General features: G+C 72.1%; 18 protein-coding genes. 7 read left to right on the top strand and 11 right to left on the bottom strand.

Going from position 1 to position 26392, the window contains the following annotated elements; all coding sequences use genetic code 11:
* The first annotated feature begins 60 nt into the window (after nucleotides 1-60).
* The 5 genes from ACIGW2_RS20010 to ACIGW2_RS19990 all read left to right on the top strand — a co-directional run bounded on the left by ACIGW2_RS20010 (nucleotide 61) and on the right by ACIGW2_RS19990 (nucleotide 6980).
* Nucleotides 61-870, top strand: coding sequence for a DUF3000 domain-containing protein (locus tag ACIGW2_RS20010; protein WP_399844763.1), 810 nt, complete (start codon nucleotides 61-63; stop codon nucleotides 868-870).
* Nucleotides 871-1238: 368 nt separating this feature from the next.
* On the top strand, nucleotides 1239-1904 hold the full coding sequence (locus ACIGW2_RS20005) for a LuxR C-terminal-related transcriptional regulator (protein ID WP_399844761.1): 666 nt from the start codon (nucleotides 1239-1241) through the stop codon (nucleotides 1902-1904).
* Between the two features lie 150 nt (nucleotides 1905-2054).
* The gene (locus tag ACIGW2_RS20000; RefSeq protein ID WP_391653472.1) at nucleotides 2055-3338 is read left to right on the top strand and encodes an HRDC domain-containing protein; all 1284 of its coding nucleotides are present in this window, start codon (nucleotides 2055-2057) and stop codon (nucleotides 3336-3338) included.
* 280 nt (nucleotides 3339-3618) lie between these two features.
* Nucleotides 3619-4845, top strand: coding sequence for an acetyl-CoA C-acyltransferase (locus ACIGW2_RS19995; protein ID WP_356068361.1), 1227 nt, complete (start codon nucleotides 3619-3621; stop codon nucleotides 4843-4845).
* A complete protein-coding gene (locus ACIGW2_RS19990) occupies nucleotides 4842-6980 on the top strand; it encodes a 3-hydroxyacyl-CoA dehydrogenase NAD-binding domain-containing protein (protein WP_399844758.1) in 2139 nt (712 codons plus the stop codon). The genes ACIGW2_RS19995 and ACIGW2_RS19990 overlap by 4 nt, the downstream gene beginning before the upstream one ends.
* Before the next feature lie 117 nt (nucleotides 6981-7097).
* On the opposite strand, the gene ACIGW2_RS19985 is transcribed toward ACIGW2_RS19990, so the two are convergent.
* The 6 genes from ACIGW2_RS19985 to ACIGW2_RS19960 all read right to left on the bottom strand — a co-directional run bounded on the left by ACIGW2_RS19985 (nucleotide 7098) and on the right by ACIGW2_RS19960 (nucleotide 17349).
* Complete coding sequence (locus tag ACIGW2_RS19985) at nucleotides 7098-8387, bottom strand: phosphodiester glycosidase family protein (protein ID WP_391653474.1); 1290 nt, start codon at nucleotides 8385-8387, stop codon at nucleotides 7098-7100.
* Nucleotides 8380-9108 (bottom strand): hypothetical protein, encoded by a 729-nt coding sequence (locus ACIGW2_RS19980; RefSeq protein ID WP_356068356.1) that lies wholly within the window; start codon nucleotides 9106-9108, stop codon nucleotides 8380-8382. Before ACIGW2_RS19980 ends, ACIGW2_RS19985 begins: the two co-directional genes overlap by 8 nt.
* The gene (locus tag ACIGW2_RS19975) at nucleotides 9105-9869 is read right to left on the bottom strand and encodes a rhamnogalacturonan acetylesterase (protein ID WP_356068355.1); all 765 of its coding nucleotides are present in this window, start codon (nucleotides 9867-9869) and stop codon (nucleotides 9105-9107) included. The genes ACIGW2_RS19980 and ACIGW2_RS19975 overlap by 4 nt, the downstream gene beginning before the upstream one ends.
* Before the next feature lie 8 nt (nucleotides 9870-9877).
* Nucleotides 9878-14341, bottom strand: coding sequence for a glycosyltransferase (locus ACIGW2_RS19970; protein WP_399844755.1), 4464 nt, complete (start codon nucleotides 14339-14341; stop codon nucleotides 9878-9880).
* A complete protein-coding gene (locus ACIGW2_RS19965) occupies nucleotides 14338-15564 on the bottom strand; it encodes a CDP-alcohol phosphatidyltransferase family protein (RefSeq protein WP_356068352.1) in 1227 nt (408 codons plus the stop codon). The genes ACIGW2_RS19970 and ACIGW2_RS19965 overlap by 4 nt, the downstream gene beginning before the upstream one ends.
* Before the next feature lie 156 nt (nucleotides 15565-15720).
* Complete coding sequence (locus ACIGW2_RS19960; RefSeq protein WP_399844753.1) at nucleotides 15721-17349, bottom strand: hypothetical protein; 1629 nt, start codon at nucleotides 17347-17349, stop codon at nucleotides 15721-15723.
* A 279-nt stretch (nucleotides 17350-17628) separates the two neighbouring features.
* Here ACIGW2_RS19960 and ACIGW2_RS19955 point away from each other — a divergent pair, with 279 nt between their 5' ends.
* On the top strand, nucleotides 17629-18735 hold the full coding sequence (locus tag ACIGW2_RS19955; protein ID WP_399844751.1) for an LCP family protein: 1107 nt from the start codon (nucleotides 17629-17631) through the stop codon (nucleotides 18733-18735).
* A 12-nt stretch (nucleotides 18736-18747) separates the two neighbouring features.
* Nucleotides 18748-19119, top strand: a complete 372-nt coding sequence (locus ACIGW2_RS19950; protein WP_391653478.1) for an NTP pyrophosphohydrolase — start codon at nucleotides 18748-18750, stop codon at nucleotides 19117-19119.
* Between the two features lie 34 nt (nucleotides 19120-19153).
* Here the strand turns inward: ACIGW2_RS19950 and ACIGW2_RS19945 are convergent, their stop codons facing one another.
* From ACIGW2_RS19945 to ACIGW2_RS19925, 5 genes are all read right to left on the bottom strand, one after another.
* Nucleotides 19154-20668 carry an amino acid permease gene (locus ACIGW2_RS19945; RefSeq protein ID WP_391653479.1) on the bottom strand — a complete coding sequence of 505 codons (1515 nt, stop codon included), beginning with the start codon at nucleotides 20666-20668 and terminating at the stop codon, nucleotides 19154-19156.
* Nucleotides 20669-20839: 171 nt separating this feature from the next.
* Nucleotides 20840-22759: a 1-deoxy-D-xylulose-5-phosphate synthase gene (dxs, locus tag ACIGW2_RS19940; RefSeq protein WP_356068342.1), complete on the bottom strand. Its 1920-nt coding sequence runs from the start codon at nucleotides 22757-22759 to the stop codon at nucleotides 20840-20842.
* Nucleotides 22760-22983: 224 nt separating this feature from the next.
* Nucleotides 22984-24300, bottom strand: a complete 1317-nt coding sequence (locus ACIGW2_RS19935) for a sugar ABC transporter permease (RefSeq protein WP_361580867.1) — start codon at nucleotides 24298-24300, stop codon at nucleotides 22984-22986.
* On the bottom strand, nucleotides 24297-25091 hold the full coding sequence (locus ACIGW2_RS19930; protein ID WP_356068338.1) for an ATP-binding cassette domain-containing protein: 795 nt from the start codon (nucleotides 25089-25091) through the stop codon (nucleotides 24297-24299). The genes ACIGW2_RS19935 and ACIGW2_RS19930 overlap by 4 nt, the downstream gene beginning before the upstream one ends.
* Nucleotides 25092-25246: 155 nt before the next feature.
* A complete protein-coding gene (locus tag ACIGW2_RS19925; protein WP_391653482.1) occupies nucleotides 25247-26347 on the bottom strand; it encodes a sugar ABC transporter substrate-binding protein in 1101 nt (366 codons plus the stop codon).
* Between the last annotated feature and the right edge of the window lie 45 nt (nucleotides 26348-26392).

Genomic DNA, 26392 nt, shown 5'->3' with positions numbered 1-26392 from the left:
CTCGCCCGGCCCGGGTGTCCCTCCCCGCACGCGGGCCCCGTTCCGCCTACTCTTCCCCGCATGGCTGCGGCTCAGGGACATTTTTCCGATCATTCCGACGGCATGAGAGGGACCGACGGCACCACAGGGAACGGCACCGCGGGGAACGGCACCGCGGGGACGAGCGGCATCACAGGGACGAGGAAGACGGCGGGCGACAGGGTGAATCCCACGGATGCCACGGATCCCATGGATCCCACGGAGGCGAACCCGGTGCCGGTGGCGTTCCGGCGGGCGGTCGAGGCGCTGCGCGCGGCCCGGCTGCGGCCGGAGATCGAGGTCGACCCGACCCGCCCGCCGCAGCGGCTCGCCCCGTACGCGTACGCCCTGGAGGCGGCGGTCGTGGCGGGCGAGGAGGACCTGGCGGACGGGCGGCTCGTGCTGCTGCACGACCCGGCGGGGCACGATGCCTGGAAGGGCACCTTCCGGCTGGTGACGCTGGTACGGGCGGAGCTGGAGCCGGAGATGGCGGCGGACCCGCTGCTGCCGGAGGTGTGCTGGTCCTGGCTGACCGGGGCGCTGGACGCGCGCGGCCTCGCGTACGGGGAGGCGAGCGGGACGGTGACGATGGCGGGCTCCCACTACTTCGGGGGGCTCGCGGAGCGCCGGCCGGCGACGCAGATCGAGATCCGGGCCTCGTGGTCGCCGCGCGAGGGCCGGGCGGGGGTGCCGGACACGGGGGCGCACCTGGCGGCCTGGTGCGACCTGCTGTGCCAGGTCGCGGGGCTGCCGCCGGCGCCGGTGGACCCGGGGACGGGGCCGGGGGCGGGAACGACCTCGGGAGCGGGCGTGGTGTCGCTGCCGCAGCGGCGGGGGCCGCAGCCGATGTAGCGGCTGGGGCTCCGGGGGTTCGGGCGACTCGGGGCGCCCAGGGGGCTTGGAGGGGTGCTTTTCGGACAGATTCGGGCGGGTCGGGGGCGGTTCCGGCGCCCCGGATGGCCGGGATGTGGCGAGAAAGGACCCGAACGGATTCGAAAGGGTCCGCCGGGCGTCCCCCGTGAGGCTCATGGAGGCGTGAGGCTCGTACGATGATCGATCACGCGTCCGAATTGCCCCAATTGTTACTCACCAAATCGTGATCTTTCCCTAAAGGCGGGCGGCCCAGCTGCCGAAGGAGTCAGTGACCCCTTCACAGCACGGGTTCGCCCCCGGCTTCTTCCCCGAGCCGGCTCCGTCCCGCACCTTCCCCAGGAGGCCTGGTGTCCGTTCTCCTCGAGCAGCCCGCAAGCCTGGTCGCCTACCGCCCGAACAAGCCGACGGCCATGGTCGTCGTGGCCGACCCGCGCGTCCGCTCCACCGTCACCCGCCACCTGTGGGCGCTCGGGGTGCGCGACGTCATCGAGGCGTCGTCCATCGCGGAGGCCCGTCCCCGCGTCGGCAACCCGCGCGACATCTGCGTGGCCGACGTCCACCTGCCCGACGGCAGCGGTCTGACGCTGCTGTCCGAGACCCGCGCGGCGGGCTGGCCCAACGGCCTCGCCCTCTCCGCCGCCGACGACATCGGCGCCGTGCGCAACGCCCTCGCCGGCGGCGTCAAGGGATACGTCGTCACCGGCACCCGCACCAACATCAGCCACCCCACCCGCCCCGGAGCCGCCCCCATCGGCTCCGCCGCCGCCCGCCTCGGCCACCGCCGCCCCCCGGGTGCCCCGAGCCACCCGGGCGGCTACCGCGAGCTCTCCGGCCGCGAGGTCGAGGTCCTCCGCCTCGTCGCCGAGGGCCAGTCGAACAAGGCGATCGGCGTCTCGATGGGCCTCTCGGCCCTCACGGTGAAGAGCCACCTCGCCCGCATCGCCCGCAAGCTCGGCACGGGCGACCGCGCCGGCATGGTGGCGGTGGCACTGCGCACGGGGATCATTCACTGAGCCCGGGCCCGGCCCCAGGCCGGGCGCGAACGACGGTGGGCGCCCACCGACGGAACGTTCCCTCTGGTCCGGGCCTCCGGTCCGACTCCGGATCGAAGGCCCGGACCGTTCCGTCGCTGGGCGCTTGCCATTCACAGATACCCTTGACAGGTGACCGACGCCCAAGAGACCGCGAGCGACACCGCACTGCGAACCACCGGGGGCGCCCCCTCGGACGACGACGTCCTTCCGCGTGGGCTGCCGATCCCGCTGCTCGAACCCCGTGAGGGGATTCCGCCCGTGGTGGCGACCGAGGAGGCGCTGGCCGAGGTGGTCGCCGCCTTCGCCGCCGGGCGCGGGCCCGTCGCCGTGGACGCCGAGCGGGCCTCCGGGTACCGCTACGGGCAGCGTGCCTATCTGGTCCAGCTGCGCCGGGAGGGCGCGGGGACCGCGCTGATCGATCCGGTGGGGTGTCCCGATCTGTCCGGGCTCGGCGAGGCGCTGGCCGGGACCGAGTGGATCCTGCACGCCGCGACGCAGGACCTGCCGTGCCTGCGGGACATAGGCATGGTGCCGAGCCGGCTCTTCGACACCGAGCTGGCCGGGCGGCTCGCGGGCTTCCCGCGGGTGGGGCTCGGCGCGATGGTCGAGTCGGTGCTCGGTTACGCCCTGGAGAAGGGCCACTCCGCGGTCGACTGGTCCACCCGGCCGCTGCCCGAGCCCTGGCTGCGCTATGCCGCGCTCGACGTGGAGCTGCTCGTGGACCTGCGCGACGAGCTGGAGAAGGAGCTCGACCGGCAGGGCAAGCTGGAGTGGGCCCTGGAGGAGTTCGCCGCGATCGCGGCGGCCCCGCCCGCCCCGCCGCGCAAGGACCCGTGGCGCCGCACCTCGGGCATGCACAAGGTGCGACGGCGCCGTCAGATGGCGGTGGTACGGGAGCTGTGGACGGCCCGGGACCGGATCGCCCAGCGGCGTGACGTCTCCCCCGGCAAGGTGCTGAGCGACGCGGCGATCGTCGAGGCGGCCCTCGCGCTGCCGCCGAACGCGGGCGCGCTGTCCGCGCTGCCCGGCTTCGGGCAGCGGATGGGCCGGCGCCAGCTGGAGCAGTGGCAGGCGGCCGTGGACCGGGCGAAGGCGCTGCCGGAGTCCGAGCTGCCGCAGCCGGGCCAGCCGGTGGCGGGCCCGCCGCCGCCGCGCGCCTGGGCGGACAAGGACCCGGCGGCCGCGGCGCGCCTGGCCGCGGCCCGTACCGCGGTGTCGGCCCTGGCGGAGGAGCTGAACCTGCCGCAGGAGAACCTGATCACCCCGGACACCGTCCGCCGGGTCTGCTGGGAGCCGCCGGCCCCGGCGACCCTGGAGGCGGTGGAGGCCGCCCTCGCCGGCCACGGCGCGCGCGCCTGGCAGATCCGCCTGGTGGCCCCGCTGCTGGTGACGGCCCTGGCGGCGAAGGCCTGAGGGTCCGAGACCCTGAAGGCCTGAAGGCCCGCGACCCCGTGGCCCGCGAGGCCGCGTTCACGGGGGAGCCCCCGCTTCGGCGGGGGCTCCCCCGTTTCCGCGCCCGGGTGTCCCCGTCCCGGCGGCTCCGGCGGTGTGACCTTCGCCGCTTGGGGCGGGGGGACTGGGCAGCTTGGTTACCCGCAAGTAGCATGGGGGGAGCAAGCGCGCGCTTAGGTGCGTGTCGGGCCGTGTGCCCGCGCAGCAGCAGTGCCATCCCGCACCCTGGAGGAGAGCCATCGTGCCTCGTACCGTCAGGGACGTCGTCTTCGTCGACGGCGTCCGTACCCCGTTCGGCAAGGCGGGCCCGAAGGGCATCTACCACGAGACCCGCGCCGACGACCTCGTCGTGAAGGCCATCCGGGAGCTGCTGCGCCGCAACCCCGGCCTCGACCCGAAGAAGATCGACGAGGTCGCCATCGCCGCGACCACGCAGATCGGTGACCAGGGCCTGACCCTCGGCCGTACCGCGGGCATCCTGGCCGGTCTGCCGCAGTCCGTGCCCGGCTACTCCATCGACCGCATGTGCGCCGGTGCCATGACCGCCGTCACCAGCGTGGCCGGTTCGATCGCGTTCGGCGCGTACGACGCCGTCATCGCCGGTGGTGTCGAGCACATGGGCCGTCATCCCATGGGCGAGGGCGTCGACCCGAACCCGCGGTTCGTCAGCGAGAAGCTGGTCGACGAGTCCGCCCTCTTCATGGGCATGACCGCCGAGAACCTGCACGACCGCTACCCGACCATCACCAAGCAGCGCGCCGACGAGTACGCCGTGCGCTCGCAGGAGAAAGCCGCCAAGGCGTACGCCGACGGCAAGATCCAGCAGGACCTGGTGCCGATCTCGGTGCGCCGCACCTCGCCCGAGGGCGGCGAGACGGGCTGGGGCCTGGTCACCGCCGACGAGCCGATGCGTCCGGGCACCACGCTGGAGTCGCTGGCGAACCTGAAGACGCCGTTCCGCGTCCACGGCAACGTCACCGCGGGCAACGCGGCCGGCCTCAACGACGGCGCCACCGCCTCGATCATCGCCTCCGAGGACTTCGCCCGCGAGAACAACCTCCCGGTGAAGATGCGCCTGGTCTCCTACGCCTTCGCCGGCGTGGAGCCGGAGGTCATGGGCTACGGCCCGATCCCGGCCACCGAGAAGGCCCTGGCCAAGGCCGGTCTGACGATCGACGACATCCAGCTGTTCGAGATCAACGAGGCCTTCGCCGTCCAGGTCCTCGCCTTCCTGGAGCACTACGGCATCGCCGACGACGACGCCCGCGTCAACCAGTACGGCGGCGCCATCGCGTACGGCCACCCGCTCGCCTCCTCCGGCGTCCGTCTGATGACGCAGCTGGCCCGCCAGTTCGAGGAGCAGCCGGAGGTCCGCTACGGCCTCACCACCATGTGCGTCGGCTTCGGCATGGGCGCCACGGTCATCTGGGAGAACCCGAACCACAAGGACGCCGGAGGCAGCAAGTGAGCACCACCGCAGAGCTTCTGAAGGGCGCCGCCGAGCTCTTCCCGGACGAGGTCGTCACCGCGGCCCACGTACGCCACTTCGAACTGCCGCTGGGTGCGGGCCGGTTCGCGCTGATCACGCTGGACAACGGCTTCGACCACACCAAGCCGACCACCTTCGGTCCGGCCTCGCTCGCCAACCTGAACACGGCGATCGACCAGGTCGAGGCGGAGGCCGCGAACGGTGAGATCGTCGGCGTCGGCATCACCGGCAAGCCGTTCATCTTCGCCGTGGGCGCCGACCTCAAGGGCGTCGAGCTGCTGAAGAAGCACGAGGAGGCCCTGGCCATCGGCAAGGGCGGCCACGACGTCTTCAAGCGTCTGTCCGCGCTCGCCGTGCCGACCTTCGCGTACTACAACGGCGCGGCCATGGGCGGCGGCGTCGAGGTCGGTCTGCACTGCAGCTACCGCACCGTCTCCAAGGCCCTGCCGGCCTTCTCGCTGCCCGAGGTCTTCCTCGGTCTCGTCCCCGGCTGGGGCGGCTGCGCGATCCTGCCGAACCTGATCGGCGCCGAGAAGGCCGTCTCGGTCATCATCGAGAACAGCCTCAACCAGAACCGCCAGCTCAAGGGCAAGCAGGTCTTCGAGCTCGGCATCGCCGACGCGATCTTCGAGGGCGCGGACTTCCTGGAGCAGTCGCTGCTCTGGACGGCCGGCGTGCTCAAGGGCGACGTCACCGTCGAGCGTCCCGAGGTGGACCGCGGCGAGGCCTGGGACCAGGCCGTCGCCAAGGGCCGTGCCGTCGCCGACTCCAAGGTGCACGGCGCCGCCCCGGCCGCTTACCGCGCCCTCGACATCATCGAGGCCGCCAAGGACGGCGACCTGCAGAAGGGCTTCGACGCCGAGGACCGGGCCCTCGCGGACCTGATCATGGGCGGCGAGCTGCGCTCCGGCATCTACGCCTTCAACCTGGTGCAGAAGCGCGGCAAGCGCCCGGCCGGTGCCCCGGACAAGAACCTGGCCCGCCCGGTCACCAAGGTCGGCGTCGTCGGCGCCGGTCTGATGGCCTCCCAGCTGGCCCTGCTGTTCCTGCGCCGCCTGGAGGTGCCGGTCGTGCTGACCGACATCGACCAGGAGCGCGTCGACAAGGGCGTGGGCTACGTCCACGGCGAGATCGACAAGCTGCTCGGCAAGGGCCGGATCAACCAGGACAAGGCCAACCGCCTCAAGGGCCTGGTCTCCGGTGTCCTGGACAAGGCCGCCGGCTTCGCGGACGCGGACTTCATCATCGAGGCCGTGTTCGAGGAGATGGGCGTCAAGCAGCAGGTGTTCGCGGAGGTGGAGGCGGTCGCCCCGGCGCACGCGATCCTCGCCACCAACACCTCCTCGCTGTCCGTCAGCGAGATGGCCTCGAAGCTGAAGCACCCCGAGCGCGTGGTCGGCTTCCACTTCTTCAACCCGGTCGCGATCCTCCCGCTCCTGGAGATCGTGCGCGGCGAGAAGACCGACGACGCCTCGCTGGCCACCGCCTTCGGCGTGGCCAAGAAGCTGAAGAAGACCGCGGTCCTGACGAAGGACGCCCCGGCGTTCGTCGTGAACCGCATCCTCACCCGCTTCATGGGCGAGATCCAGAACATCATCGACGAGGGCACCCCCGTCGAGACGGCGGAGAAGGCGGTCGAGCCGCTCGGCCTGCCGATGTCACCGCTGGTGCTCCTGGAGCTCGTGGGCCCGGCCATCGGCCTGCACGTCTCCGAGACCCTGAACCGCGCCTTCCCGGAGCGCTTCAAGGTCTCCCCCAACCTGAAGGCCGTCGTCGAGGCCGGCAAGCGCGGCTTCTACGTCTACAACGCGGAGAACGGCTTCAAGCCGGAGCTCGACCCCGAGGTCGCCGCGCTCCTGAAGCAGGGCGACGTCGTCCTGACCGAGGAGCAGGCCCGTGACCGCGTCCTGGACGCGGTGGCCCAGGAGATCGGCCTGATGCTGGAGGAGGGTGTCGTCGCCGAGGCGCAGGACATCGACCTCTGCCTCATCACCGGTGCGGGCTGGCCCTTCCACCTGGGCGGCATCACGCCGTACCTGGACCGCGAGGGCGTCTCGGAGCGCGTCAACGGCAAGCGGTTCCTGGCGCAGGGCGTGGCGAGCGTCCCGGCGTAAGCGAAGCACGCGGAAGAACGGCGAAGGCCGGTGGCCGCTCCCCTCGGGGGGCGGGTCCGCCGGCCTTCTCCGTTCGCTCCTCCCCGGTCCGTCGGACCGGGTGGGCCGCCGGCGCGGCTACGGCTCCGGTACGACCGCGAGCACCGTCGCCACCTCGCGCTCGCTCACCGGGTCGCCCTTCGACTCGCGGGGGCGGTTGCGCAGGGCACCTCCGACGACCATCGTCGAGGAGCCGCCGCCGTCCAGGTTGAGCCCGTCGACGGCGCCGAGCGAGCGCAGCAGCTCGGCGGCCTCCGCCAGGGTCGCGCCGGCGCTGACGCCGGGGTCGCGCCCGTCCAGGACGAGCAGCAGCACCGAGCCGTCTCCGGTGATCCCGACGACGGTCCTGGCCGGGCGGTCCGGGCGGCCGAGGTCCCGCTCCCCCAGGGCGAGTTCGCCGCCCTTCAGCAGGCGGGCGCCACCGCCCACCGCTGATTCGACCCGGCCGGGCACGGGGGCGCCGTCGAGGTCCCGCAGGGTGGTCGACGCGGTGACGCGGGAGCCCGGGCGGGCGTGGGCGCGCAGCCAGTCGGCGCCCGCCCCGATGCCGTACAGCACCCGGGAGCCGCGCGGCATGGAGCCGGTGGCCGGTTCCCGCAGTCCGCGCACCGTGCCGTCGGCGGCGAGCACGGTCGCGACGGAGCCGTCCGCTCCGTCCGGCAGGCCGGTGCCCCACTCGGGGGTGAACTCGACGATCTCGTCCGGGTCCTCGCACAGCCCGCTGCGGGCGTCACGGGTCAGCGGGCGGCCGGCCGCGACGCGCCGTTCGGCGTCCGGGCCGCCGCAGGGCCGCAGCCGGCCGGCGACCCGGTCGACTCCGTCGAGCTCGCGGCTCGCCCCGTCGTCGGCGGTCAGCCGCCCGGCGGTGGCGACGCGAGCGATCCGGGCGGTGGGCCGGCCGTCCTCGGTGCCGAGGAGCAGGGCGGCGGCGTCGTTGCGGGACTCGCTGAGGACGGTGCCGCGCTCGACGTAGAGGCCGGTCGGGTCGCCGGGGTAGCCGGCGAAGCCCTTGCCGCCGCGGATGTCGAAGTACGAGGCGTTGACGGCGGCCAGCGCGCCCGCGCGGCGGGCGGCGTCCCGTACGGTGCCCGCCGCTGCGAGCGTCCGTCCGTGGGCCGTGGCCAGTCGGGCCCGGGCGTCCGGCGCGATCCGCACCAGGTGCGCGCGCACCGGCCCGGCCGGTCCCCGCGCGGTGAACTCCTGGTACACCACCCCGGGCGCGAGGCGCTCCCCCGCCGGCAGCGGCGCGGTCTTCAGGGGCGCCGGACGCGGCGCCCCTTCGGAGCACCCGGCGGCCCCACCGAGCACCGCGAGCGCGAGCACGACGGCGGGCAGCCGACCGCTGTGCGGAGCGCGGCGGCTACGCATCCGGGAGGAGGGCCCCCGGCGTGCGGGAGAGGTCGCCGAGGTGGACGGTGATCTCCTGCCAGACGCGGTGGCCGAGCTCGTCCTCGAAGCACAGCGAGAAGGAGTCGTAGCCGAGGTGGCCGGGCTCCGCCGTGTAGGACAGGCCGTCCTGGGAGGTGTGGACGGTGCCGCGGGCCGGGAAGGTCGTGCCGGTGAGGCGCAGGCCCTCGGCGGGTACGTAACCGGCCGGGATGAGGAAGCCGCCGCCGGGGGCGAGGACCATGGAGCGGCCGGGGAGCCAGTGGCGGCGGATCCGGAAGCCGGTGCGGGAGACGGCCATGGAGGGCACGAGGCGCTCGTCCTCGGCGCGCTTGACGCCGACCACGATCCGGGGCAGGAAGTACGCGCCCTCGGCGGCGTTCGCGGAGACCTTGACGGTCATCGTGGCGCTGCGCGGTTCGGCGCCCGAGCTGTATGTGGCGTAGCGGCCGTTGGCGAGCCGGCCGAGGCCCTTGTGGCGGGCGACCTCGAGGACGCCGTCCTCGAAGATGTCGCCGAGCAGATAGCCGTAGACCCGGTAGGGGGCGTCCTGCGGGGTGATGGAGAGGGTGAGCTGGAAGCGCTGACCGGGGGTCAGCGGCAGGGCCGGGTCGGCGTCGGAGAAGAGCTCCAGGTGGCCGCCGTGGCGCGGGTCCTCGGGGTGGGACACCCAGGCGCGGGCGAGCGGGTACCAGTCGTTCATCGCACTACCTCGCTCACGCGGGACTTGGTGAGCTGCTCGAAGAGGTCGTCGGGCAGCCAGGTGACCTCCTGCTCCGGGACGTGTGCGTCCAGGTTGCGGAACAGCTCGGGCGGCAGGATGCCCTGGGCGAACAGCTCGCGGGCGACGTAGCGGGCGCACTCCAGGGCGCCCTGCGGGCGCAGGTGGCTGTTGTCCTCGACGCCGTCGGGGTAGTTGGGGTGTTCGCCGGGTCCGAGGTAGAGGAAGATCTTCTTGCTCTCCTCCGCGCCGATCCGCTCCCACCAGGTGCTGGTGAACTCGTGCAGGTCGATGAGCGGGACGGAGATGGCCCGGGAGAGCTCGCGGACGGCCTGCGGGTAGACGCCGAGGCTGCGCTTCATGTTGCCGAAGGCGTCGAAGACGCGGCGCTCGACGCCGGGCACGAGCACGGGGTGGGCGCCGCGGGCGCGGGCGCCGTCGGTGTACTTGCGCAGGTAGAACTGGAAGTCGGAGAAGGGCGCGGTGAAGCGCCCGTCCTCGGCGCGCATGTCGTTGTGGCCGAAGGAGATGAGCAGCAGGTCGCCGGGGGCGATGTGCTCCAGGATCCAGGCCAGTCGGCCGCGCTCGTAGAAGCTGCGCGAACTGGCGCCCGCGCGGGCGGCGTTGACGACCTCGGCACCCTGGGTGAAGAGGTGGAGGGCCTGCCCCCAGCCGGCCATCGGGGCCATGCTGGTCTGACGCGTGCAGGCACCGGACCCGCCCGCGATGAAGATGCGTCTCATCGGTTCCTTCATATCTGCCTGACCTGACCGTTCATGAGGTCGGCACCCCCGCGGTGCCGTTCGTCGAACGCGGGATCCGCGACGTCCGCCGGGTCCAGCGACTCGATCACGGTGTAGGCGCGTTCGCAGTTCGAGGTGTCGCGCAGCACGAAGAACTCCTCCGCCCGGCGCTGGTACTCGGGCTCGACGCGGAAGTCGCGCTCGATGGAGGCGACGATCTCGTCGACGGCGTGCTGGACGGTGCCGCAGGCGGGGCCGAAGCCGTCGCGCGCGAGGTCGAAGTAACCGCGCTTGTAGTGCTTGCTGTAGAACTGCTCGTCGTCGAAGTTGGTGTAGACGATCGGCTTGCCCATGTAGGCGACGTCGAAGAACACCGAGGAGTAGTCGGTGACCAGCATCGAGCACTCGCGCATGGCGAGCTGCACGTCGCGGCCGGTGGTGGAGACCGTGATCGACGGGTGGTCGATCGTGAAGTGCTTCAGATAGGGCCGGATCTCGTAGTGCGGCATGAACTCCAGCTCGACGCCGTACCGCTGGAGGGCGTCGAGCAGCCGCTCGTCGCGCAGCAGCGCGGAGAAGAAGCGGTAGTAGGCGGAGGCCGCGAAGGGGACCTCCGGCTTGGCCGCCCTGTTGTAGGAGGGGGCGACGATCTCCCGGCGCCAGGTGGGCATGACGAGGATCCGGCGCTTGCCGGGCACCGGGGTGAGGGCGTCGAAGCGGGGCAGTCCGGTGGCGGCGACCCGTTCGTAGCCGTAGCCGCAGTGCTCGGCGTAGTAGGCGCGTTCGCTGCGGCCGGTGGTGAGCACCAGGTCGACGTTGGTGACCTGGGCGTGGATGGAGGCGACGACGTCGTTGTAGACGACACCGTGCTGGAGGAAGACGCGCTTGTAGCGGAGCAGGTCGCCGTAGCCGCGCAGGAAGGAGCGCTTGTTGAGACCCGGGAAGCCGAGGTAGGCCTCCAGGTCGTAGGCGTTGATCAGGCGTTCCGCGTGCAGCAGGTAGGCGCGGTGGCGCCAGGACAGGCGGTCGATGACCTGGCCGTGGCGGGCGACCTTGTCCCAGTCGGCGGAGCCGCGGTTGATCGAGTAGTAGATCTTCCGCTTGGGGTGGTTCTCCCGGATCCACTTGAAGAGGTGGTAGCTGTTGTCCTGAGCGGTGTCCTCGCGCTCGCCGATGATCCAGATGCCGCGCCGGCCGAGGACCGGGCGGGTGAGCCAGTAGAGCAGGCGGGTGCGCCAGCCGGGGCTGCCGGGCAGCGAACGGCGCAGCTCCGAGCGGAGGCGGCGCAGCTGCTCGGTGCGGCGGGCGAGCGCCCCGCGCACCCAGCGGACGGTGGCGCGCTCGTCCTCGTCGATGGTGAGGACGAGGCGGCGGCGCCGGGCGGTGTGGACGCCCTTGAAGCGGTGCAGCATCTGCCGGGTGGCGAGCGGCACGTCGTGCCGCCGCTCGCCGTGGTGGATGCGCAGGGCGAGGCTGAGGTCGGTGCCGGCGAGGCCGTCGAGGACGTCCTCGGGGACGGCGGCGCGCCAGCCGGAGAACCAGTCCTGGTCCTTGCGGGTGCGCCAGCGGTCACGCCGGTAGACCTGTTCGAGCGGTACGGCGGCCTCGCGGCGTCCGTCGCCGAGGACCAGCTCCAGCGGATTGGTGAAGAGGGTGTCGATGTCGGTGCCGGAGAAGACGAGGAGCCCCTCGAACTCGACGCCGCCCCGGTCGGTCCACCGCAGGGTCTCCAGGACGGCGCCGGTGCGCTCGATCCTGAGCAGGGCGGTGTCCACGGTGTCCTCGGCGAGCCGGCGGTAGACGCCCTGGTCGTCGAGGTGGAGGGTGGGCAGGTAGGCAGGGGTGTGCAGCGGGTCCGCGAAGAGCTCGAAGTTGCCGGTGACGACGGCGTGGTGCTGGATCCTGGACTGCTGCTGGACGGCGTACTGCAGGATCAGGTCGTCGGGGATGCCGGCGTAGACGCGGTGCAGCACGGGGAAGACGGCGGCGAGTTCGGGCCGGCTCATGATGCGGTGCATGTTGCGCACGTACGGCTGGAGGGAGCGGACGACGAAGCGCTGGGCGAGCCGGACGGTGCGCTCGGGTTCGCCGACGACGGCCTTGAGAACGTGGTCGGCGAGGCGGACCAGTTCCTGGGTCTTGACGGGGTCGTTCCACGGTCGGTCGAAGAGCGAGTCCTGTTCGCGCTCGTCGCGGGCGTAGCAGCGGGCGCCCTTGGCGAGCGTGATGCGGCGGGAGCGCAGCAGGGCGGGGACGGCGAACCAGTCGTCCTCGAAGCCGGGCCCGGGGCCGCAGCGGAAGGCGCGGTCGCGGATGTAGGAGGTCTTGAAGAGCTTGCCGGTGAGGGCGGTGGAGAACACCAGGTACGGAGCGTCGTGGAGGTGCCGGACGGTGGCGTCCTCGGTGAAGTAGCGCATCCAGGGCTCGTCGGTGGCACGGCGCGGGCCGGGGAAGTTGTCGGCCTCGCCGACGACCACGTCGTAGCCGGTGTCGGCGGTGCGGGCGGCGTCGAGCAGCCGGGCGAGTACGGCCTCGCCGAGGAGGTCGCGGGCGCGGGTGAAGAGCACGTAGGGGGCGCGGACGTGCCGCAGGCCGTGGTCGTAGGAGGAGCGCAGGCCGAGCGCGGCCTGGCTGACGACCTGGGCGTTCGGGTAGTACGCGGCGAAGGCGGCGAGCTGCCGGGCGGTGCTGTCGGTGGAGCCGTCGTCGACGAGGACGACCTGGGTGCTGCCGAAGCCGCGCTGGGCGGCCAGCGAGGACAGGAAGTCGGGCAGGTTGTACTCGTCGTTGTGGCAGTGCACGACGACGGCGGCGGAGGGGCGATCGGGCCGGGCGGCCGGCGCCGCGGCCTCGGCACCCTGCCACCACAGCCAGGGGGTGCCGCGGGGGTTGACGCGGCCCTGGACGGCCCCGGTCTCCGGGCGCACGCCGAGGTTGCCGCTGACCGTGCGGTAGAACTCGTAGGTGCCGGCCGGACCGGTGTGGCGCAGCTCGGAGACGTCGACCGAGTCGATGTTGAGGGCCGTGGAGGCCCGCTCGCCGGCGTGGCGGAGCTGGACGAAGAAGTTCCAGTGGCCGGTGCGTTCGGCGGCGCCGAGGGTGGCGGCGAGGTCGAGGTCGGCGTGGTAGCGGATCCACTGCTCGTCGATCTCGATACCGGAGACCGGGAAGCGGTGGTCGGTCTTGGTGCTGCGGCGGCGCAGCACGGCGATGAGTTCGACCTTGTCCTCGGGCTTGACCCGGCCGAGCTGGTTGCGGATGGCGCCGGTGATGTGGAGCCGGTCGCCGGCGATCTCGACGCGGGTGGCCTCGTTGGAGAGGCGGGCGTCGGCGAGGCTGGTGCCCGTGAGTTCCAGGTCGGTGACGTCGAGGAAGTCCGCGGCGCCGGGGAAGCCGAGGAGGGAGCCGGACCAGTAGACCCGGCCGTCGCGTTCGACGAGGTCGGAGCTGATGACGCTGCGGCGGGCGAGGAAGCCGGCCGCGGAGAGCGCGATGTCGACCCGGCCGTGCATGAGCCCGAAGGCGCGGACGCGTTCCATGGGGCCGCACAGCTCGTAGGCGTGCCGGTCGAAGGTGCGCAGGTACGGGGCGACGGCGCGGACGAAGCCCTCGCGGTAGCCCTCGTCGCCCGTGCGCAGTTCGGGGGTGTAGAGGCGCAGGTCGTGGCCGAGGAACTTGGCGGCCTTGCGGGCGATCAGGTCGGGGCGGCCCACTCCGGCGAGGAAGCGGTCGGTGGCGCGGTGGACCTTGACCCGGTCGGTGATGCTGCGCAGCTCGTGGCGGCGGTTGGTGATGGAGGGCTGGTCGGTCTCGCGCTCCCACATCCACCGGTATACGGGGGTGGGGAGGAGGGTGAGCACGCGCGCGTGGAAGTTGGCGACGGTGGAGAAGTACGTGTCCTCGAAGAAGACGCCTTCGGGGAAGCGGATGCCGAAGCCGTCGAGGAAGTCGCGGCGGTAGAGCTTGCCGGCGGCGATCGGGTCGTCGAGGAGTTCCGGGAGCTCGCCGAGTCCGGCGGCGGTCCGGTCGGTGGTGTACAACTGCTGCTGCCAGACGGTGATCTCGTCCTTGGCAGGATTGATGCGCAGCACCCGTCCCGCGGTGACGTCGGCACCGGTGGCGACGGCGCTGCCGAGGAGTTCCTCGACGGCCTTGAGCGGCAGTTCGTCGTCGGCGTCGAGGAACATGACGTACTGGCCGGTGGCGGCGTCGACGCCGTTGTTGCGCGGGGCGCCGCAGCCGCCGCTGTTGGCGGGGCGTTCCAGCACCCGGACACGGGCGTCCTGCCGGGCGAACTCGTGGGCGACCAGCAGGGTGCCGTCGGCGGAGGCGTCGTCGACGACGATCACCTCGACCTCGCGGTGCGTCTGGGCGAGCGCGGACTGCAGGGCGCGGCCGAGGGTCGCGCTCGCGTTGTAGGCGGGGACGACGACGCTGACGCGGTACGGCTCGGTTTCGTACGGGGTGTTCATCGGCCCTGGTACTCCGTCCACCGGGCCTCGCCGCGCAGCGCCTGGGCCGGGATCTGCTGGAGCTGCACGGTGTCGCCGTGGCGCTGGTGCCCCTCGTGGGCGGGCTGGTGCGCCGACTCGTCGTAGGGGTGGGGGTACGGCTGGAAGCCGGGGTCCTCGTACGGCTCGGGCGCGGCGAACCGCTCGTCGGTCAGCACGGCGTGCACGGCGCGGTCCTCGGCGGCGTCGGCGACCGGGTCCTGGCCGCGGCGGCGGTGCCGGCCGGCCTGCATCCGGGGCGAGATGGAGCCGGCGCGGGTGGGCACGCTGTCCGGGTCGATCTGCTCCATGGTGCGGGTGAAGTCCCGGGTGGAGAGCCAGAACTTGAACATGATGACGAGCTCGAAGAGGCCGAGGAGCACGGCGGAGACGGCGGTGGTGAGCAGCACGTGCCCGAGGAGCGGTCCCACGATGAAGATGAACATCTGGAACTCGATGCCGCTGATGAGGTGCGGCCGGATGCGGCTGCGCAGCAGCATGTGCCGGAAGCGGGCGTACCACGGGAAGCTCTTGCGGAAGCCCTGGTGCAGGTCGACGACCGGGGGCGCGCCGGCGGCCTCGGCGGCGGCGCGGTGCTGCTCCGGTTCCAGGTGCGGCTGCTCGCGGAGCAGGTCCTCCATGAAGACGACCTTCCGCTCCTCGGCCTCCGCGCCGTCGGCGGCGCGGCGGGCGAGGGTCACGGCTTCGATCTTGTTGCGCATGGACATGCGCATCTTGTAGATCTGCAGGGCGTCGACGTAGCGCAGCATGTCGAGGAAGACGACGACGAGGGCGGCGAGCAGGAAGACCGGCTTCTCGGTGCGCAGGTACTGGCCGCCCATCAGGGCGAGGGCGCAGAAGAGCACGCGGATGCGGTCGAAGACGTAGTCGAGCCAGCCGCCGAAGACGGAGCCGTTGCCCTTGAGCCGGGCGAGCTTTCCGTCGATGCAGTCGAGGATGAAGCTGATGTGGTAGAGGCCGGCGCCGATGGCGAGCGACGTCGGGTCGCCTTCCAGGAAGAAGTAGGCGGAGCCGAGGCCGACGAAGAGGGCGCCCCAGGTGACCCGGTTGGGGGTGACCCAGTCGAAGCGGGCGAGCAGGCACACGAGCCGGGTGGCGACGGGGTCGACCAGGAGCACGGTCCACCAGGCGTCCCGCTTCTTGCAGGTCAGCTTCTGGACAGCGCGCAGTGACAGCTTGTGCATGGCCCCCTCGTGTTCTGGCGACGAAACGTCCCGCCGAGTGGAGCGCCGTGTCCCCGCTCGCCCCTGCCCCTGGGCCGTGCACACAAGGCGAACAGAAACTCTTCACCTGTCATTCACTTTGGACGTGCGCTGGATCTTAGCAAAAATGCTCGATTTTCAAATTTCTTGGTGAACCGATTGCCAGCCGGAGAACTCGAGTCCTTGCACGTCAGGTCGCTGCCGGGCGATCAGGGGGCCACCGTCCGACCCGATTGTGGCGATCACCACGCGGCCCCGGCCGTCCAGGGCGACCGCCGGCGGCGCCGCGGCGGCCGCGGCGTGCGGCGCCCACCAGACGCCGAGGTCGGGCCGACCGTCGGGGTGCGCGCCGACCGAGGGCAGCCCGTCATGCCCGGTGCGCACCAGCACGGTGCAGCCCCAGCCCTGGATCCCGGCGCCCGCGAGCCCGGTCACCGGTCCGGTGCCGTCGCCGCCGCCGAGGCCGACGGGGGCCGGCGTGCCGGGCTGCCACACGCAGACCTCGTTGGTCTCCGCGTGGCGGAAGCGCAGCGCGCCGGCCTCCGGCGCGGCGGACAGGCTGCCCGGCACCGCGCTGACCGGCACCGCGCGGTCCTCCGTCCAGGTACCGGTGGCCGGGTCGCGGTGCCAGTGCACGGCGGCGACGCCGTCCCGTACCCGGGCGACGAGGTCCACCCCGCCGTCCCAGGAGGGGAAGGCGACGAGCTCGTCGGCGACCTTCCGGCCGCGCAGGTGCTCCCAGGGCGACCAGCGGCCGTCCGGGTCCTGGCGTCGGGTGCTGATGCTCGCTCCGACGTTGCGGACGAAGACGTGGAAGGTGCCGGAGGCGTCGAAGGCACCGGCGGGGAAGCCGACACGGCGGGCCTTGTGCCACTCGCGGGCGTTGGGGTTGCCGACCTCGGTCCAGGGGCCGAGCGCCCGGCCGCTCTGGTACTGAACGGCGGTGACGACGTCGAGGGCGGGGCCCCGCCTCCCCTCGGAGCGGCGCAGCCCGAGCAGCCGGACATAGCCGTCGGGACCTTGGACGACGGACAGACCCGGCATCAGTTCCGGGGTGTCCAGCGGCTCGGGGCCAATCCAGCCGGGCCCTCCCGGGGTTCGCTCCGTCCAGCGCAGCACCCCGCCGGCGGAGAGCAGGTGCAGCGAGAGCCGCCCGTCGGTGCCGGCGGTCAGCCAGCGCACCGGGCGTGGATAGCGGGCGGCGAGGTCGAGCGGGGCGCGCGGGTCGACGGCCGCGCGGCGGCAGTCCACGAAGACCGGGGCGCCGGCGGCCTCCTGGAGGCACCGGGCCGCGCGCAGCGCGGCGAGCGCGGCGACGGCCCGTCCGGGCGGCTCGACCACGGCGTACTTCCGCTCACCGCCGGGGACGGGGACGCTCGCCGGGTCGGGGTCCAGGGTGGCGATCCGCAGCGGGGCGAGGGCGGTCAGCGCGTCGAGCACGGCGGACTCGGCGCGTGCGAGGGCCCGCGGGTCCTCCGCGTCGGCGTCCGCTGCCGCCTCCGGCAGGCCGAGGACGCGGGGCGGGCCGACCGGGGCGAGCCCGGCGTCGGCGGCCCGGTCCAGGCGCCGGGCCAGGTCGTCGAGTTCACCGGCCCCGCCGGGCCACAGACTGACCACGGCGACCGGGGTGCCGCCCGGCAGGGCGTACAGCAGCGGGAGGGCGTCGGCGGGGGTGGCCACGACGACGGCGACGAGGCCGGGCGCGCCGAAGGGGCCCGGGCCGGCGGTCCGGTACGCGTCCGCGTACGGTTCGGGGGTCCCGGGCACGGTGGCCGCTCCTCCGGTCCGACGACCGCTCGCGCGCGCCATGCGCTCCCCTCCCCCTGCGGAATCCCCGGCCGGTTTCCCGGGTGGCCGCCCGGCCGATGCCGGGACTTCACCCCGATGCGAACGAAAAGACGATAACCCCGGGGGGCACTCGCACACACGTCCGGACCATCTGCCTATACTTCACGACTCGACAGGAGCCCACGGATCCTGCAGCCCGGGGGGGGCCGGGTTTCCGTGACCCGGCCGACGGGCCGCCGAATTCGAGGACTCAGCCGCATGACCCAGGACATACGCCCGCCCGCCGCCCACGGCGAGGCGGAGGACCTTCCCCGCGGCCGCGCCCGCGCCCGCCGCACCCGCAAGCGCCGTACCGGGCGGATCGTGCTGCTCGTGCTGTTGCTGCTCGTGCTGGCCGGCGGCGGGACGGTCTACTGGATGTACTCCAGCCTCGACGGGAACATCACCTCGGCCGTCGACATCGACAAGGACCTGGGCGACGACCGGCCGGCCAAGGTGCCGACGAGCGGTCAGAACCTGCTGGTGCTCGGGTCCGACTCGCGGGCCGGGGCCAATGCCGCGCTGGACGGGGCGGCCGTCAGCGGGGCGCGGTCCGACACCGCGCTGGTCGTGCACGTGCCCGAGGGGCGCAGCAGCGCCGTCGCGGTGAGCATCCCGCGCGACACCCTGGTGACGCGGCCGGAGTGCGGGCGCAAGGACGGCGGCACCGCGCCGGGCGCCCAGCGGGTGATGTTCAACTCCGTGTACGCGCAGTACGGCCCGGCCTGTGTGATGAAGACCGTCGAGAAGATGTCCGGGGTGCGGCTCGACCACTACGTGGAGATCGACTTCGCCGGGTTCAAGGACCTGGTGGACGCGATCGGCGGCGTGACGATCCGGCTCGACGAGCCCATCAGGGACAAGCACTCCGGCCTCGACCTGGCCGCCGGTCCGCAGCGCCTGGACGGCACCCAGTCGCTGGCCTTCGTCCGCACCCGGCACGGCGTCGGCGACGGCAGCGACCTCGGGCGGATCGGCAACCAGCAGAAGTTCCTGGCCGCGCTGCTCACCGAGGTGAAGAAGCAGGACCTGCTCGGCAGCCCCGCCAAGACGTACAAGATCGCCGACTCGATGACGAAGGCGCTCACCACCGACTCCGAGCTGGCCTCCCTGAAGGCGCTCGGCGACTACGCGCAGAGCCTCAACGGCGTCGACCCGGTGGACATGGACACGATCATGCTGCCGGTCGCGTACGACAAGAAGGACCCCAACCGGGTCGTCGCGTACGAGCCCAACGCCTCCAAGCTGTGGACGGCGATCCGCGAGGACACCGAGATCCCCGCCGAGGCCCGGAAGTCCCCCGCCACCGGCGGCTCCGGGAACTGACATGCTGGGCGCATGACCCTCCTCCCGCTGCTGATCGTCGACGGCGCCAACGTGGTCGGGTCTGTGCCCGACGGCTGGTGGAAGGACCGGCGCGGGGCCGCCGAGCGGCTGCGGGACCGGCTCGCCGAGCGCGGCGGGCCGGCCGGGGGCCCGTACCCCGGCCCGTACGAGATCGTGCTCGTCCTGGAGGGGCGGGCGCGGGGCGTGGCGCCGGTGCCGGGGGTGCGGATCGAGGAGGCGCCGGGCAGCGGCGACGACCTGATCGCGGAGCTGGCCCGGAACGCCGGCGGCCGGCCGTGCCTGGTGGTCACGGCCGACCGGGAACTGCGGCGGCGGGTGGCGGAGGCGGGCGCGGAGTGCGTGGGGCCGCGCGCCCTGCCGTGACGGCCCGGGCCCGAGGGCTCCCGCCGACGGGGCTTCAGTAGGTGGCGTCCCGGCCCGCCTTGCCGAGGCGGCTGTGCTGCCGGCCGTACAGGAAGTACACGACGAAGCCGATGATCATCCAGATGGCGAAGCGGAGCCAGGTCTCGCCCGGCAGGTTCAGCATCAGCCACAGCGAGGCGGCGATGGAGAGGATCGGCAGCACCGGCACCCACGGGGTGCGGAAGGCGCGGTGCAGGTCGGGGCGGGTGCGGCGGAGCACCATGACGCCGAAGGCGACCACCACGAAGGCGAACAGGGTGCCGATGTTCACCAGCGTCGCCAGTTCGTTGATGCTGGTGAAGCCGGCGACGACGGCGATGAGCACGCCGAGCAGGATGGTCGGGCGGTACGGGGTGCGGAACTTCGGGTGGGTGACGGAGAAGAACCGGGGCAGCAGCCCGTCCCGGCTCATCGCGAAGAACACCCGGGTCTGGCCGAGCAGCAGGATCAGACAGACCGTGGTGAGGCCGACGGCGGCGCCGAAGCTGATCACGCCCGCGTAGAACGGGTGCCCGACGGCCTTGAAGGCGTCGGCGAGCGGGGCGCTGACGGAGAGCTTGGTGTAGTGCTGCATGCCGGTGACGACCAGCGCCACCGCCACGTACAGCACGGTGCAGATGAACAGCGAGCCGAGGATGCCCCGGGGCATGTCGCGCTGCGGCAGCTTGGTCTCCTCGGCGGCGGTGGCCACCACGTCGAAGCCGATGAAGGCGAAGAAGACCACGGAGGCGGCGGTGAAGATGCCCATCACGCCGAAGTTGGTGGGCTCGTAGCCGAACATCAGCTGGACCAGCGGGGCGGTCTCCCAGCCGCCGCCGGTCTCGGGGGTCACCGCGGGCGGGATGAACGGCTTGTAGTTGTCGCCGACGATGAAGAACAGGCCCGCGACGATCACGATCATCACCACGGTCACCTTGATGGCGACGACGAGGGCGGTGATCCGGGCCGACAGCTTCATGCCGAGGACCAGGACCACGGTGAGCACGAGGACCAGGATGAAGGCCAGGATGTCGAAGGTGCCGCCCGGCACGTCCGGCCCTTCGAGCGAGGCCGGCAGGTGCCAGCCGATGTTGTCCATCAGCGAGCGCACGTAGCCCGACCAGCCGACGGCGACCACCGCCGTGCCGAGCGCGAACTCCAGGACCAGGTCCCAGCCGATGATCCAGGCCGGCAGCTCGCCGATGGAGGCGTACGCGAAGGTGTACGCCGAACCGGCCACCGGCACGGTCGAGGCGAACTCCGCGTAGCACAGGGCGGCCAGCGCGCAGACGATGCCCGCGGCCACGAAGGCGAGGGCGGTCGCCGGGCCCGCGTTCTCCTTCGCCACCTTGCCGGTGAGGACGAAGATGCCGGTGCCGATGATGACGCCGACGCCGAAGACCGTGAGGTCCCAGGCGGACAGCGACTTCTTGAGCGCGTGCTCGGGCTCCTCGGTGTCGCGGATCGACTGCTCCACCGTTTTCGTCCGGAACAACCCGGCGTTCGCTCGTGGCTGCTGGTCCGTACTCACGTCGCACCTCCCTGGCAAGGGCCTTGGCAGGGGGCAGCTGCCCGCCCTCAGGCCAGGATGCACGCGGAAGGGCCGGTCGGCACTCCGAAGAGTGAGCCGACCGGCCCAACGGTGACGTGCTGTGAGCCCCGGGGGTGACGTCCTGTGACGTACGGGCGGGGCGCCGGGGCGTCAGTCCCGGGCGGGCTCCACGGCCTGGCTGCTGCTCTCGAAGCGTCCGTCGAGCCGCGAGACCAGACCGGTGACCTGGCGCGCGATGTCCGGGGCGGTCAGGCCGATCTCGGCCAGCACCTCGGCGCGCGAGGCGTGGTCGAGGAAGCGCGGCGGGATGCCGAAGTCACGCAGCGGCACGTCCACGCCGGCGTCGCGCAGCGCCTGGGCGACCGCGGAGCCGACGCCGCCGACGCGGCTGTTGTCCTCGACGGTGACGACCACCCGGTGGCGCTCGGCCAGCGGTGCCAGGGCCTCGTCGACCGGCTTGACCCAGCGCGGGTCGACCACCGTGGTGGAGATGCCCTGCTTGTCGAGCAGGTCGGCGATCTCCAGGCACATCGGCGCCAGCGCGCCGACCGAGACGAGCAGCACGTCCGGCGTGTCGCTGCCGGGCTCGCGCAGCACGTCCATGCCGCCCACCCGGCGCAGCGCCGGGACGGCCGGGCCGACGGCGCCCTTGGAGAAGCGCACCACGGTGGGGGCGTCGGTGACCTCGACGGCCTCGCGCAGCTGGGCGCGGACCTGGTCGGCGTCGCGCGGGGCGGCGAGCCGGAGGCCGGGCACGACCTGGAGGATCGACATGTCCCACATGCCGTTGTGCGAGGCGCCGTCGGTGCCGGTGATGCCGGCCCGGTCGAGCACGAAGGTGACGCCGCACTTGTGCAGGGCCACGTCCATGAGGACCTGGTCGAAGGCGCGGTTGAGGAAGGTGGCGTAGACGGCGAAGACCGGGTGCAGTCCGCCGGTGGCCAGGCCGGCCGCGGAGACCGCGCCGTGCTGCTCGGCGATGCCGACGTCGAAGACCCGCTCGGGGAAGGCCTTGGCGAACTTGTCGAGGCCGACCGGCTGGAGCATGGCGGCGGTGATGGCGACGATGTCCTCGCGCTCCTTGCCGAGCGCGACCATCTCCTCGCCGAAGACGCTGGTCCAGTCGGCGCCCGAGGAGGCGATCGGCAGACCGGTGTCGGGGTGGATCTTGCCGACCGCGTGGAAGCGGTCGGCCTCGTCCTGGAGGGCCGGCTGGTAGCCGCGGCCCTTCTCGGTGAGGCAGTGCACGATGACCGGGCCGCCGAAGCGCTTGGCGCGGGTGAGCGCCGACTCCAGGGCCTCGATGTCGTGGCCGTCGATCGGGCCGACGTACTTCAGGCCGAGGTCCTCGAACATGCCCTGCGGGGCGATGAAGTCCTTCAGGCCCTTCTTGGCGCCGTGCAGGGTCTCGTAGAGCGGCTTCCCGACGACCGGGGTGCGCTCCAGGATGTCCTTGCCGCGGGCGAGGAAGCGCTCGTAGCCGTCGGTGGTGCGCAGGGTCGCCAGGTGGTTGGCGAGACCGCCGATCGTGGGGGCGTAGGAACGCTCGTTGTCGTTGACGACGATGACGACCTGGCGGTCCTTGGCGTCGGCGATGTTGTTGAGCGCCTCCCAGGCCATGCCGCCGGTCAGCGCGCCGTCGCCGATGACGGCGACGACGTGGTCGTCCCGGTTCAGGACCTGGTTGGCCTTGGCAAGGCCGTCGGCCCAGCCGAGGACGGTCGAGGCGTGCGAGTTCTCGATGACGTCGTGCTCGGACTCGGCCTGCGAGGGGTAGCCGGACAGGCCGCCCTTCATCTTCAGGCGGGAGAAGTCCTGGCGGCCGGTGAGCAGCTTGTGCACGTAGCTCTGGTGGCCGGTGTCCCACAGGACCCGGTCCTTGGGCGAGTCGAAGACGCGGTGCAGGGCGATGGTCAGCTCGACCACGCCCAGGTTGGGGCCGAGGTGCCCGCCGGTCTTGGAGACGGCGTCCACGAGGAAAGTCCTGATCTCCTCGGCCAGCTGCTCCAGCTGTTCCGAGGAGAGCCGGTCCAGGTCTCGCGGTCCCCTGATACGGGTCAGCAGCGCCACCCGTGCCTCCTTGTTTTGAACTGGTCGAGCTTGCCGATTTGTCGAGTCTAATGTTCCGTCTTGGATCGTGGGCATCGGGCCGGGGGCTTGACCGCCACCCGGATGGCCGACACACCGCTGATCCGTGCGGTCGCCGCACTGCTCCGGACGCAGCAGCGCCCGGCGCCGGTTCTGCGGCGCCGGGCGGACTGTACGTGATGTCGGTTACGGGACGGCGGCGGCCGTCACGCGCGGCCGGCGGTCTTCTGCGTGCGGCGGGAGACCGAGTCGATCACGACGGCGGCGAGCAGCACCGCGCCGGTGATCATGTTCTGGATGGCGTTGGACATGCCGATCATGTTCAGGCCCTGCTGGATCGACTGGATCACGATCATGCCCAGGAGTGCCGACCAGACCTTGCCGCGGCCGCCGAAGAGGCTGGTGCCGCCGATCACGGCCGCGGCGATGACCAGCATCAGCGTGTTGCCGCCGCCGAGGCTCTTGGTCGCGCCGCCGGAGAGGCTGGCGATGAACAGGCCGCCGAAGGCCGCGAGCGTGCCGGAGATGGCGAAGACCGCGATCCGGACCCCGTCCACGTTGATGCCGGCCCGGCGGGCCGCCTCGGCGTTGCCGCCGACCGCGAAGACCTTGCGGCCGAAGAGGGTGCGGCGGGCGACGAAGTCGGCGAGCACCAGGACGGCCAGGAAGAGCACCAGGGCCAGCGGAAGGCCGCGGGCGCCGGCGGGCTCGTTCATCACGTACGCGACCACGAAGACCAGGACGGCGACGACGCCGGTGCGCAGCGCGATCTCGCTGACCGGGCGGGCCGGCAGCAGGGCGGCCTTGCGGCGGCTGCTGTCGCGCAGCAGGGAGACCAGGTAGGCGGCGACGGCGACCAGCGCGAGGCCGTAGGCGGCGATCTTGTCGGCGAAGAAGTAGTTGGTGAGGTTCTCCACCACGCTGCCGGACGGCGTGTTGATGGAGCCCTCGCCGCCCATCAGCCACTCCTGGAGACCCATCCAGCCGAGGAAGCCGGCCAGGGTGACCACGAAGGCGGGGACGCCGATCTTGGCGAAGAAGAAGCCGTGCAGCGCGCCGATGGCGGTGCCGGAGAGCACGGCGAGCGCGATGGCCAGCCACTCGTTCGTGCCGTTGCTGACCTGGAGGCCGGCCCAGACGGCCGCGCCGACGCCGGCGACCGAGCCCATGGAGAGGTCGATCTCGCCGAGGACGAGCACGAAGACGATGCCGACGGCCATGATGCCGAGGCCGGAGGCGTAGACGGCGACGTTGGCGACCGAGCTCGCGGACAGGAAGTTGCTGTTCTGGAGCTGGAAGACGATCGCGATGACGATCAGGCCGAGGATCACGGGCAGGGAGCCGAGCTCGCCGCCGCGGATCTTGCGGGTGAACTCGGTCCAGTAGCCCTTGATGCCCTCCTCGCGGACGAGGAGGCGGGGGTCGACGGCCGGGACCGGCGCCGCGGAGGCCTCGGGGGCCGGTGCCGCCTCGGGGGTCTCCGGGGTCTCGGGGGCTTCGGGGGTCTTGGCGAGGTCGCTCACTTGGCGTCCTCCTTCGCGGCCGTACGGGCCTGCCGGCGGGTCACGGCGTTGTCCGTGGCTCCGGTGATGGCGGCGATGATCGTCTCGTGGGTGGTGTCCTTGACGTCGAAGACACCGTTGTTGCGGCCGAGCCGGAGCACGGCGACCTTGTCCGCGACGGCGCGGACGTCGGCCATGTTGTGGCTGATGAGGATGACGCCGTGGCCGCGCTCGCGCAGCCGCTCCACCAGGTCGAGGACCTGGGCGGTCTGCTCGACGCCGAGGGCGGCGGTGGGCTCGTCCAGGATCACGATCTTCGGGTCGCCGATCAGGGCGCGGGCGATGGCCACGACCTGGCGCTGGCCGCCGGAGAGGGCGGCCACGGGTATGCGCACCGAGGGGATCCGGATGGACAGGGTGTCGAGCAGCTCCCGGGCGCGCTTCTCCATGGCGATCTCGTCGAGGACGGAGCCGGAGCTGAGCTCGCTGCCGAGGAAGAGGTTGGCGACCACGTCGAGGTTGTCGCAGAGCGCCAGGTCCTGGTAGACGGTCGCGACCCCGAGGTTCTGGGAGTCGTGGGGCTTGGTGATCTGGACCGGGCGGCCGTCCCACTCGATGGTGCCCTCGTCGATCGGGTGGACGCCCGAGATCGTCTTGACGAGGGTGGACTTGCCGGCGCCGTTGTCGCCCACCAGGGCGACGACCTCTCCGGCGTGGATCTCCAGATCGACATCGGTGAGCACCTGGACGGCGCCGAACCGCTTGGAGACCCCGCGCAACGCCAGCACGGGCGTAGCGGACACGTGAATCATCTCCTTCGCCGCCTGACCGGCGGGGATGTGGTGCGGGGGCACCCCTCCGACGGGGGCGGTGGGGGGTGGTACGAGGGGAGTCCGGCGCCCCGCCCCCGCTTGCGGGGCGTGGAGTGGGGCGGGTGCGCCGGACCGGTTCCGTGGGGCGGGAGGGGTTACTTGATGCCCGCCGCGTCGCAGGCCGCCTTGTACTCGGCGGTGCAGATGTCGGCCGCCTTGTAGACGTTGTCGGCGATGATCGTGGAGGCGATGTTCTCCTTGGTCACGATCTGCGCGTCGTAGAGCTTGGCCGGGATGTCCTTGAACTCGCCGGTGAGGCTGGTGACCTTGACCGGGGTGAGGTCGTCGATCTTCTCGCCCTTGAGGAGCTTGACCGCGATCTCGGCGGTGGTCTCGGCCTCGGGCTTGATCTGCTTGTAGATCGTGAAGGCCTGGTCGCCCTTCAGGATGCGCTGCAGACCGGCGAGTTCGGCGTCCTGGCCGCCGACCGGGACCTTGACGCCCTGCTTGGCGAGGGCGGTGATGATGCCGCCGGCCATGCCGTCGTTGGCCGAGTACACGCCCTGGAAGCCGTCCTTGCCCAGGGAGTCGATGGCGGCACCCATCTTCTTGTTGGCCTCGTCCGGGGACCAGTCCGGGATGTCCTGCTCGTAGACGACCTTCTTGACGCCGCCGTCGAGGACGCTGTGGGCGCCCTTCTTGAACAGCGGGGCGTTCGGGTCGGTCGGCGAGCCGTTGATCATGACAACGTTGGCGTCCTTCGCCTTGTCGCCGAGCGCCTTCACCAGGGCCTCGCCCTGGAGGCGGCCGATCTTCTCGTTGTCGTAGGAGACGTAGGCGGAGATCGGGCCCTCGGCCAGGCGGTCGTACGCGACGACCTTGACGCCCTTCTTCTCGGCCTGCTGCACCCAGGACTTGGTGGCCTTGTAGTCGACCGAGTCCAGGATGATGACCTTCACGCCCTGCGTGACCAGCGCGTCGAACTGCTTCTTCTGGGTCTCGGTGTCCTGCGCGGCGTTGTTGTACTTGACCTCGCAGTCGGAGCAGAGGGCCTTGATCTTCGCCTCGATGATCGGGCGGTCGAAGGTCTCGTAACGCGTGGTCTTGTTCTCCGGGAGCAGCAGACCGATGGTCTTGCCGTCGCCGCCGTTCGCGTCGCCCGAGCCGTTGTCGCCGGCCTTGCCGCAGGCGGCGAGGGACAGGGCCATGGAGACCGCGGCCGTGCCTATGACGACGCGTCGCGTCATTGCGTTCATGTGGGGTTGCCTCCCTGACGAGGCCGCGACGTTGCGGCCGAGGTG

Origin of the sequence: Streptomyces sp. NPDC053541 (genome assembly GCF_044544705.1) — a bacterium.
Taxonomy (GTDB): Bacteria; Actinomycetota; Actinomycetes; order Streptomycetales; family Streptomycetaceae; genus Streptomyces.
The sequence above is the reverse complement of the archived record's forward strand: the minus strand, read 5'-3'. Positions and strand labels throughout refer to the sequence as shown.

Coding starts and splice junctions, on each gene's coding strand:
- ACIGW2_RS20010 (WP_399844763.1), top strand. CDS start 61: ATGGCTGCGGCTCAGGGACATTTTTCCGATCATTCCGACGGCATGAGA.
- ACIGW2_RS19985 (WP_391653474.1), bottom strand. CDS start 8,387: ATGCGTAGCCGCCGCGCTCCGCACAGCGGTCGGCTGCCCGCCGTCGTG.
- ACIGW2_RS19980 (WP_356068356.1), bottom strand. CDS start 9,108: ATGAACGACTGGTACCCGCTCGCCCGCGCCTGGGTGTCCCACCCCGAG.
- ACIGW2_RS19975 (WP_356068355.1), bottom strand. CDS start 9,869: ATGAGACGCATCTTCATCGCGGGCGGGTCCGGTGCCTGCACGCGTCAG.
- ACIGW2_RS19970 (WP_399844755.1), bottom strand. CDS start 14,341: ATGAACACCCCGTACGAAACCGAGCCGTACCGCGTCAGCGTCGTCGTC.
- ACIGW2_RS19965 (WP_356068352.1), bottom strand. CDS start 15,564: ATGCACAAGCTGTCACTGCGCGCTGTCCAGAAGCTGACCTGCAAGAAG.
- ACIGW2_RS19955 (WP_399844751.1), top strand. CDS start 17,629: ATGACCCAGGACATACGCCCGCCCGCCGCCCACGGCGAGGCGGAGGAC.
- ACIGW2_RS19950 (WP_391653478.1), top strand. CDS start 18,748: ATGACCCTCCTCCCGCTGCTGATCGTCGACGGCGCCAACGTGGTCGGG.
- ACIGW2_RS19930 (WP_356068338.1), bottom strand. CDS start 25,091: ATGATTCACGTGTCCGCTACGCCCGTGCTGGCGTTGCGCGGGGTCTCC.
- ACIGW2_RS19925 (WP_391653482.1), bottom strand. CDS start 26,347: ATGAACGCAATGACGCGACGCGTCGTCATAGGCACGGCCGCGGTCTCC.